Consider the following 648-nt stretch of genomic DNA (forward strand, 5'->3'; position numbering starts at 1 on the left):
GCTCCGAACCTTCTCCGCCATTGCCATTGCCGTTGTCGGCTCCCATTTCCACCGCAAACAGATAGGGAGTCAGCGGCTCAAGCTCCAGCGCCCCACCCTCGTGCACCTGGCCGGTAATCAGATTGGTGTAGCGCACCGCCTGATTGCCGTCTGCCTCCGCTGCCGCCAACACCGGTTCCGCTCCGTAATTGACCACATTCAGCAGTACCCTGCCTTCATGCTCCGTGCTTCTCCACTCCACATTGTACGGCAGCTCCCCGGTTGCGGCTTCCTTCAGCAGCATCCGTTCCGGCGCAATATCCTCCAGAATGGGCTGAAGAAAGCTTCTGATTTGGGCCGCCGTCCAATTGGCTGCGGTGATTTTGTCGGCGTGGGCGAACACATAGCTCCGCTCCTCCGCCGACTGGGCTGCCCCGTGGGGTTCCAGCTCCAGCGCATGGGAGCCGATCAGCAGCACCCTACCTCCTTGCTCCATGTAGGCCTTAATGCCGGACAGGGTAGCCGGGTCCACCCGGGTTGCATACGGCACCACCAGCAGCTTGAAGGCAGACAGCCCTCCGGCCGCAATCTGCTTCTCCGAGACAAAGCCCACCTTTTGACCGCTGTAGGATAAGGCCTCATAGGAGCGCAGCAGCACATTGGAATAAT

1 protein-coding gene is annotated in these 648 nt (G+C 60.5%); it reads right to left on the reverse strand.

The annotated features are described in order from the left end of the window. Positions 1–648, reverse strand: a 648-nt coding sequence (locus DQG13_RS31095) for a type 1 glutamine amidotransferase family protein (protein ID WP_181593111.1), incomplete at both ends; no start/stop codon positions are given.

Source organism: Paenibacillus sp. YN15, from assembly GCF_003285005.1.
Classification (GTDB): domain Bacteria; phylum Bacillota; class Bacilli; order Paenibacillales; family NBRC-103111; genus Paenibacillus_AR.